This is a genomic window from Steroidobacter sp. (assembly GCF_016790065.1).
GTDB lineage: Bacteria > Pseudomonadota > Gammaproteobacteria > Steroidobacterales > Steroidobacteraceae > Steroidobacter.
The window spans coordinates 1-7896 of the sequence record NZ_JAEUPY010000526.1 but is presented as its reverse complement, the minus strand read 5'-3'; the positions used below and the strand labels follow the sequence as shown (position 1 = coordinate 7896).

Genomic DNA, 7896 nt, shown 5'->3' with positions numbered 1-7896 from the left:
CTGATCGAATCCGACCAACCCAATCGTGATGCCATTGCGCCCATCATGGCCGCGATGCCGACGCTGGCGGCCTATCAAAGGTTTCGCATCCAGGCACAGCTGCTTCCGGAGCACACGGCGACGGTATTCAAATGTCTACGTGCTCACGAAGCGATTCTTGACCGTGTTGCTGACGGCGATCTCGAAACCGTGGTCAGACACACGCTCGCCCGCGAAGCGCGGCTTGCGTGGAAGGCGCGTATCGAGAGTACCCACCCTGTTCTGCTTACCGAGAGAGGCGAGCTCGATGCCAAGCGACGCTCGCTCAAAGACGTCGACGCCAAGCTGCGCATTGCCAATCGCAATCTCCTCGTGGACGGCATCGACTTGGCGCGCATCAGTTCGGTGCGCGAGTGGGAAGACATCACGCGACTGCGGGGGCAAAGGGCCAGACGCTTGCGGGAGTTTCTGAGTCGCGGTGTCGAACTCGGTCTGACCGCGCTACGACCGGTGTGGCTCATGAATCCGGATGTCGCCAGCCGCGTGCTGCCGCTGAAGCCGGGGCTGTTCGATACGGTGATTTTTGACGAAGCCTCGCAGATGCCTGTGGAGTTCGCAGTGCCTGCGTTGTACCGCAGCCGGATCATGGTAGTCAGCGGCGACGAAAAGCAGATGCCGCCGACTTCCTTCTTTGCGAGCCGCATCGACGACGATGACGACCTCACCGACTCCGACACCCTCGAGGACGCTGACGACGACGATTCCGCCGCTGCGCTGCTCGTCTGGAATCGACGTGAGATCAAGGACTGCCCGGACCTGCTGCAACTAGCCAAGTCCACACTGCCGACCACGACACTGAAGATCCACTATCGCTCCGCCTTCCGCGAGCTGATCGCGTTCTCGAACGCTTCGTTCTACGGCAACGATCTTAATATTCCGGTGCGCCATCCGGACGAGAAGGTGCGACGCGAACGTCCGATTCAAGTATTGCGTGCGGACGGCACCTGTTCGGGCCAGACCAATCCGGCCGAGGCCGACCTGGTGATCGAGGTGCTCAAGCAACTGTGGGCAGTGCCCGCCGAGCGGCGCAAATCCTGTGGCGTCGTGACGTTCAATCGCAAGCAGGCCGATTTGATCGAGGAAAAACTCGAGGAGCGCGCCGAGGTGGACGCTGCATTTCGAGATGCGCTGACATTGGAACGCGAGCGCGTGGTCGACGACCAGGACATGAGGTTCTTCGTCAAGAACGTCGAGAATGTGCAAGGCGATGAGCGCGATGTGATCGTGTTCTCTTCGACATTCGGACGCAATCTTCAAGGTACGTTCCGCCGTAACTTCGGCGTGCTGGGCCAAGCCGGTGGCGAACGACGACTCAACGTGGCCGTGACACGGGCAAGAGAGCGCATCGTGCTGGTGACATCCATGCCGGTCGCTGAAGTATCCGATCTGCTGACCACGCAGCGGGCGCCCGCCTCCGCTAGAGATTTTCTGCAAGCCTATTTGGAATATGCGCGCGCCACTTCCGCCGGCGAATTTGACGGTAGCCGCGCGCTGTTGTCCCGGATCGTCGCCAGCCGAAACGAGTCCGTCGGACGGCAGCGTAGTGGCGAAGTCGACGGCTTCGTCCGCACCGTCATGGAATTCGTGCACAGCCTGGGACGCAGAGCCCTGGCTCTACGCGACGCCAGCGTCTTCGGCATCGATCTCGTCGTGGAAGATCCGCGCACCGGGCTCTATGGTCTGGGTATCGAATGCGACGCCCCTCGTCATCCGCTGCTTGAAGATGCGCGGGCGCGCGAGGTTTGGCGACCGACATTGCTCAGCAACTCGATCGCGAGGGTACATCGAGTTTCATCGCATGGCTGGTATGTCGATCGAGCTGCGGAGCAGTCAACGCTCCGGCAAGCCCTGCAAGAAGCCCTCGGATAGGAGATCAATGTGAGCGGCCCGAAAGTCGTGCGAATCGTGTCACGGGAGGAACGGATCGCGACATGCTCAGGTTTGCTCGGGCGTCTCGAATCGGCGCTGCAGGACTTTGAGCGAGCTGCGCGCCGCGCCGGCACGCTTACCGAGGCGGATGTTCAAAATATACATGCACGCCACCTGCAACTGAAGCAAGCGCTCGCGGCCGATCGTTTCGACGAGGTTGAGCGAGCGGTGCCCACCGAAATCGAGTTTGTTCAACGAGAACAGCAACGACAGCAGGCCGACGCCATCCGCAGAGAGACGCTCAGACGCCGCGTGAAAAAGCGTACCCAGGAGATTGAAGCGCAGATGCGCGTCATCGTCAAAACGCCGCTTCACAGCGGCGCTACGGAACAGCAGCTCGAACTAGCGAAGAAACTCAAGGAAAGCGAGGACGACCGGTCATTCGAGCGCTGGCTCGCCGATCATCCATCGCCGTCCGAAATGGAGACGGCGAGGATTGAACGGCAACTGGCCGAGCTTTCGTTCTTGCTCGATGCCGCGGTCGTGGAGGGTTTGGAGAGCAGATTACAAACCATCGAGCGAGAACCCTCGGCACCTCAGCGAGCGATGCGGCTGGACACTTTGACGATTGAGCTCGCGACCGTAGTGAAGGAAGCACGGGATCGCGAGGCAGCGAAATCGCGGTTGCGAGCCCTAGCCGAAGAGCTTAGGGCTATCGGCTCGGCCGGAGCCGTGGAGCGCGCAGCAAGTGTGCTCGCCGCAATCGATGGCGATCTGCAAGTGCTCACCGCTCTGGAAGCGGGGACGGTAAATGCGCTCGCGGCGGAGCGGGAATCGCTATCCGCTCGCGCCCGGCGCAATGCCATTCTTAAGGGATTAGCGACATTGGGCTATCAAGTGAACGAAGGACTGGAGACTGCGTGGGTGAACTCGGGCCGCGTGGTTGTAAAGCGACCTACACAACCTGGCTACGGAGTCGAACTGGGGGGCAAGAGCGAGAATGGCCGATTGCAGGTGCGCGTCGTCGCGATTCGCGGCGCGGGGGAAGCAACCGATGGCACGAGAGATAAGGACGCCGAACGCATGTGGTGCTCAGATTTCTCCAAGCTGCAGAAGCAGATTGCTGAACAAGGCGGTGGTCTCGTTATCGAGCGGGCGTTAGGCGTGGGGGAGACACCGTTGAAGGTCGTGGATGGCGCGGAGATGAGTGCTGCAGCGGACCACGCAGAGCCTCGCGAACGCGTATTGCCGAGACCGTGAACTAGTGTGTGTGTGACCGCTTTGGGTTGCAGCCCTCAATTGCCATTCCCTGCGAATATGAAGTTATTCCCAATCCTCCATCATTCGAGCATCCACGTTCGCCTTTGGGTGCTCGCCGCGTATCAGCGAGCGAGTGACCTGTCTTTCGCGTGCGACTGACGCGCCGCGACTACGACTTGTTTGGCTTTCAGCCAATTGCAGGTACCGTTCGATTCACCGCGGACTATAGTATCGGCGTGATGGAAGACGTGTTTTGCGAGAGACGCGGGTACACTCATCCGGACATTTGGCCGCCGATGTAGAGTTTGATTGTTACGAAAATTCCACCGTAGCTCCCGCCCGAGGACAGTTGCTTTACCTTATTTGCATTCGCATCCTGACCGCAGGAACGTCGTAATCCGCTCTTCGCAACTGCCTGCATCCACTAAGGGCTGCTGAGCGCTCTGAACCGCTGCTGATCCAGCCAAGGTTATCCATGCCCCCATCGTCGGGAACGAGTCTCGGGTTGCCGGCGACTCAATAATGACTATAATGACTATCCTGACCAACTGGAGGCGGCCTTCGTGGACAACGATCTTTGGACGGTGGCTGAGGCGAAAGCCAAGCTCAGTGAAGTCATCGAGCATGCTCAAAAAGAGGGCCCCCAGGTCATCACCCGTAATGGGCGGCGCGCGGTGGTCGTCGTTGACGCGGAGGAATGGGAGCGCAGAACGAAGCGCACTGGCAATCTCGCTGAGTTCTTCGCGGCGTCGCCTCTGCGCGGCTCCGGGTTGAAAGTCCGCAGATCTAAGGATCGGATGCGACCAACCGATCTATGAACTATCTGCTCGATACCAATGTCGTCTCCGAATGGACTAAACCCCGTCCTGACACTGGCGTGGTGAACTGGCTCTCTAAGATTGATGAGGACTCAGTCTTTCTCAGTGTAATTACCTTTGCTGAGTTACGTCATGGAATTGAGAGACTGCCCACTGGCAAGCGCAGGAAACAGCTTGATGAATGGCTGAGAGGCGAATTGCCGCTTCGATTCGAGCAACGCATCCTGCCGGTGGACGGCGCCGTAGCCGACGAATGGGGGCGGGTGGTTGCTCGTCACGACTCTCTCGGCCGTCCCATTCACGCGATGAATGCGCTCATTGGAGCAACCGCTCAGGTACATGCCCTAACTCTGGTCACCCGCAACGCATCGGACTTCGAAGCCTCTGTGAAGTCCGTGGTGAATCCTTGGAAGTAGTTTCAGCTAAAGCAAATAGAAGCGCTCCGCGAAGACCCCGGAGGGCAGCGAGAGGCCCCCGTTGCCCCGACAGCCGTCAACGTACTCGAACGCGCACCGAGACCGCAGGAACAACGTGTAGCCCCTCACCCCGACCAAATCCGAGTCTCGGCGCTTTTTCGAGCGACACTCAGTCATGGCCTGAGCCACTTCGCACTCCAATAGCTACCGATCCCCAGAACCCTTGCCAAGCCCACACCGAGCAATCGGCAAAAATAGGCCAAGGCTGCTACTCACCGAGCCCTCGCATCTACCCCTTGCGCCACCCGCCCGAGATGCCGCTCCAAGAACTCAACCGCCGCCTGATTCATTCGTAGTTCGCTATCGAAGCGTTTGATGTCGTGCGTTTCGTCGGGCAGTACCAAGGTCTCGTAGTGCACGTTGCGACCTTCCAGTCGGCGCACTAGGTCCACCGTCTGTGTGAACCTCACATTGCGATCGTCATCGCCGTGAACGAACAACACTGGCGATTTCCAGGTGGACACCGCGGACGCCGGCGATGAGCGCCAGGCCAGATCCAACGCGTGCTGGGCGTTCTCGGGAATTTCATAACGGGTCCGGGCGAACAAATCCTTCAGGTCATACTGCAACGTCCAATCGTGCACGCCATGGATATCGACGCCGGCCGCGAACAGGCTTGAATCGTGAGCCAGGGCCATCGCTGTGAGGTAGCCTCCGTACGAGCCGCCGTAGACGCCCACGCGCGAAGTGTCCACCGTGTTTAATGCCTGCAGATAACGTCCGGCGGCACGAACATCGCGCAACTCAGCGGCGCCATTCTCACCAGCATCCGCGGGATAGTTCAGGTCGTAACCGTAGCCAACGCCCAATCGATAGTTGACGGAGAGCACGGTAAAGCCACGACTCACGAGATACTGGTTGAGGCCGTAGTGATTGCCGTAGTACTCCATCCAATGCCAGCCGAGCATCATCTGCCGACGCGGGCCGCCGTGTAGATAGACAACCGCGGGGCCTTTCCGGCCGCGAGGCTTGGGCTGAAACAACTGGGCGTGCACGATGACGCCATCTTCGGCAGCAAACTTCACGGCCTTCGGAACGACCAGCTGCGACAGCGGATACTGCGCAGGCAACTGCGAACCACCTACCCACACTGGCGACGCCATTGTTTGTCGTAGCACTGCTGGACGTGGTGAGCGCTGGGCGCTCGCGCCGATGAACGCGACGGTGCCATCAGCGATGAACACGGGCGAATATTCCAATTCTTCGCCACGAGTCAGCGCTCGTGGGGCGCGCAGATCTAACGTTACCTCGTACAGATGACGCCGATCGATATCGTCCGGCGTCTGCCCCGCGTTGGCGCTGAATACGATGCGGCGGCGATCTGGACTGAGTGACACATCCTCCACCATGTGATCGCCAGGCGTTAGCAAACGCGCGGCGCCTCCTGACGATGGGACCACATACAGATGCTGCCAACCATCCTGGTAAGACAGAAAAACAACGTGCTCGCTTCCCAACCAATCGAAGAATCCTTCCGGCCAGGAATCTCGCGGCTTCGTTCCGCTCCGCCAGGCTTCGCGACTCTGGCCAGTCGAGACATCGACCACCTGGATCGACCAAGTCCGAATCGGGAAAGGCACGACGTTGGCAACCGCCCCACCATCGCCAGCAGTGCGTATAAAGGCGACGCGCTTGCCGTCCGGCGACCAACGCGGCGACAGATCTCGATTGACCTGCGGATCCAACCAAACAATGGGCTTGTCGTCGCTCGAATAGATGCCGATGAAAGAATGACTTTCGCGACTGGAGACGAACGCCAGCCGGCTGCCATCTGGCGACCATTGCAGACTGTCCGTGCGACCACGCTCTACGAACAATCGTTTCGCTTGCGCCGAGTCACGCAACGAAGCGATCCATGCTTGGCCATCCTTGATGAAGGCCACACGTGAACCCTCCGGCGAGATGACCGGATAGTCGCCTTCAGCAATGAGCCGAGCCGCGCCACCCGCAAATGGCACAGTCCAAATCTCTACCTTCCCGCCCTGTGGACTGGACGTCGGATTGATAGGCAACCCACCATCCCAATTGGCGCCGTGCTCGCCACCCCGCACGTACACGACATTTGCGCCATCGCGCGACACTGCCAAGCTTGAGATCTCTTGACCGTCATCCGCTAAATAGTCGGTCAAGCGTCGTGGCGCGAACTCTGGCGCACTCGCCACCCAAACATTGCGACGGCCCTGATCATTGGCTACCCAGGCGATACGTGGGCTCTGTGCTGCAGCCGTCAACGCCTCCGGATACGGCACGCTGCGAATGTCTTCGAGAGTGAATGCTTCGCGCTCAGCGGCGTATGAAGCAGTGGCCGCGACGATGAACCACAAAGACAACAGGCCGGCACGGCCATATCTCGCACGGAGCATCGATCTCATTCCTTATTATTGATTGTCGAAGTAGCGGAACAGGCGAATGGACAGTTCCTTCAAGCGTTGCGCGGCATCCGAGTCACCTTCCGAAGAGAGGTTGGCCAGCAGCGCGACGGACAGCTTCGAGTCGAGATAGACATCGAGTCGGGTCTCCGCGCCATAGTGCGAGCCAGTGTGCCCCACCACCTTGACGCCGTCACGCACCTGGCTCGACCAGCCGAACGCATAGGAACCGCCCTCGGCGCGATTCTGAGCAGACGGCGTCAACATGAACTCGCGAGTGGCGGGCTTCAGGAAATCACCGAGCACGACGCGATCGGCGAAATGCACCAGATCCTCCGCGGTCGACAAGTATCCGCCGGCAGGCCACAAGTCGCTATTGTCCACGGCCGGTGCGTTACGCACCACACCCTGTCGATCGATTTCGTAGAAGGCGGTGCGATGCTCGATGATATCGGCATACTGATCCGGAACGGTGTCTTTCAAGCCCAGCGGCTCGAAGACGCATTCCCGCATATAGCTGATAAACGGCTTGCCGCTGACGCCCTCGATCACCGCGCCGATGAGGTTGTAACCGAAACTGGAATAGAGATAGCGTTCGCCGGGACGGCTCAACAGCGGCCGATCCTTGAACTTCGCCAAGGCCGCGGTCATGTCCGCATAGTGCACGGTGTTGATCATGTCCTGATCGCGGTAGTGCTCGATGCCGGAGCGGTTATATGCCAGCTGGCGCACGGTGATCGGTTCGCCCTTGTCCGGAAAGCTCGGCACGTAGTCACGCACCGGCGCATCCAGATTCAGACGACCGGACTCGTACAGCTTCGCTGCGCAGGTCGCGGTGATCGGCTTGGAGATGCTCGCGATACGAAATTTGGTCCGCGGGCTCACGGGAGTTTTCAATTCCAGATTCGCGTATCCGAACCCTTGAGACCAAACCAATTTTCCAGCCCGCGACACCGCGATGGCGAAGCCTGGAAACTTCTGGCTCGCAAGCAACTGATGGATGTCTCGCTCGATGGCCGAGTCCACCACTGTCCCGGCGGACGCTTCGGCACACACGCTCGAACA

Annotated in this window: 6 protein-coding genes; 4 read left to right on the top strand and 2 right to left on the bottom strand. The window is 59.7% G+C overall.

Going from position 1 to position 7896, the window contains the following annotated elements:
* The 4 genes from JNL55_RS21875 to JNL55_RS21860 all read left to right on the top strand — a co-directional run.
* The coding region (locus tag JNL55_RS21875; protein WP_293858875.1) for an AAA domain-containing protein at window positions 1-1908 on the top strand (1908 nt) is incomplete at its 5' end.
* Between the two features lie 9 nt (window positions 1909-1917).
* A complete protein-coding gene (locus JNL55_RS21870) occupies window positions 1918-3168 on the top strand; it encodes a hypothetical protein (RefSeq protein WP_293858872.1) in 1251 nt (416 codons plus the stop codon).
* Between the two features lie 563 nt (window positions 3169-3731).
* Window positions 3732-3986 (top strand): type II toxin-antitoxin system Phd/YefM family antitoxin, encoded by a 255-nt coding sequence (locus JNL55_RS21865; RefSeq protein WP_293858869.1) that lies wholly within the window; start codon window positions 3732-3734, stop codon window positions 3984-3986.
* Window positions 3983-4402: a type II toxin-antitoxin system VapC family toxin gene (locus tag JNL55_RS21860; protein WP_293858866.1), complete on the top strand. Its 420-nt coding sequence runs from the start codon at window positions 3983-3985 to the stop codon at window positions 4400-4402. Before JNL55_RS21865 ends, JNL55_RS21860 begins: the two co-directional genes overlap by 4 nt.
* Window positions 4403-4674: 272 nt before the next feature.
* Here the strand turns inward: JNL55_RS21860 and JNL55_RS21855 are convergent, their stop codons facing one another.
* Both JNL55_RS21855 and JNL55_RS21850 read right to left on the bottom strand, forming a co-directional pair.
* Window positions 4675-6825: a S9 family peptidase gene (locus tag JNL55_RS21855; RefSeq protein ID WP_293858863.1), complete on the bottom strand. Its 2151-nt coding sequence runs from the start codon at window positions 6823-6825 to the stop codon at window positions 4675-4677.
* A gap of 15 nt (window positions 6826-6840) precedes the next feature.
* Window positions 6841-7896, bottom strand: a 1056-nt coding sequence (locus JNL55_RS21850) for a serine hydrolase domain-containing protein (protein ID WP_293858860.1), incomplete at its 5' end; no start/stop codon positions are given.

Coding starts and splice junctions, on each gene's coding strand:
- JNL55_RS21860 (WP_293858866.1), top strand. CDS start 3,983: ATGAACTATCTGCTCGATACCAATGTCGTCTCCGAATGGACTAAACCC.
- JNL55_RS21855 (WP_293858863.1), bottom strand. CDS start 6,825: ATGCTCCGTGCGAGATATGGCCGTGCCGGCCTGTTGTCTTTGTGGTTC.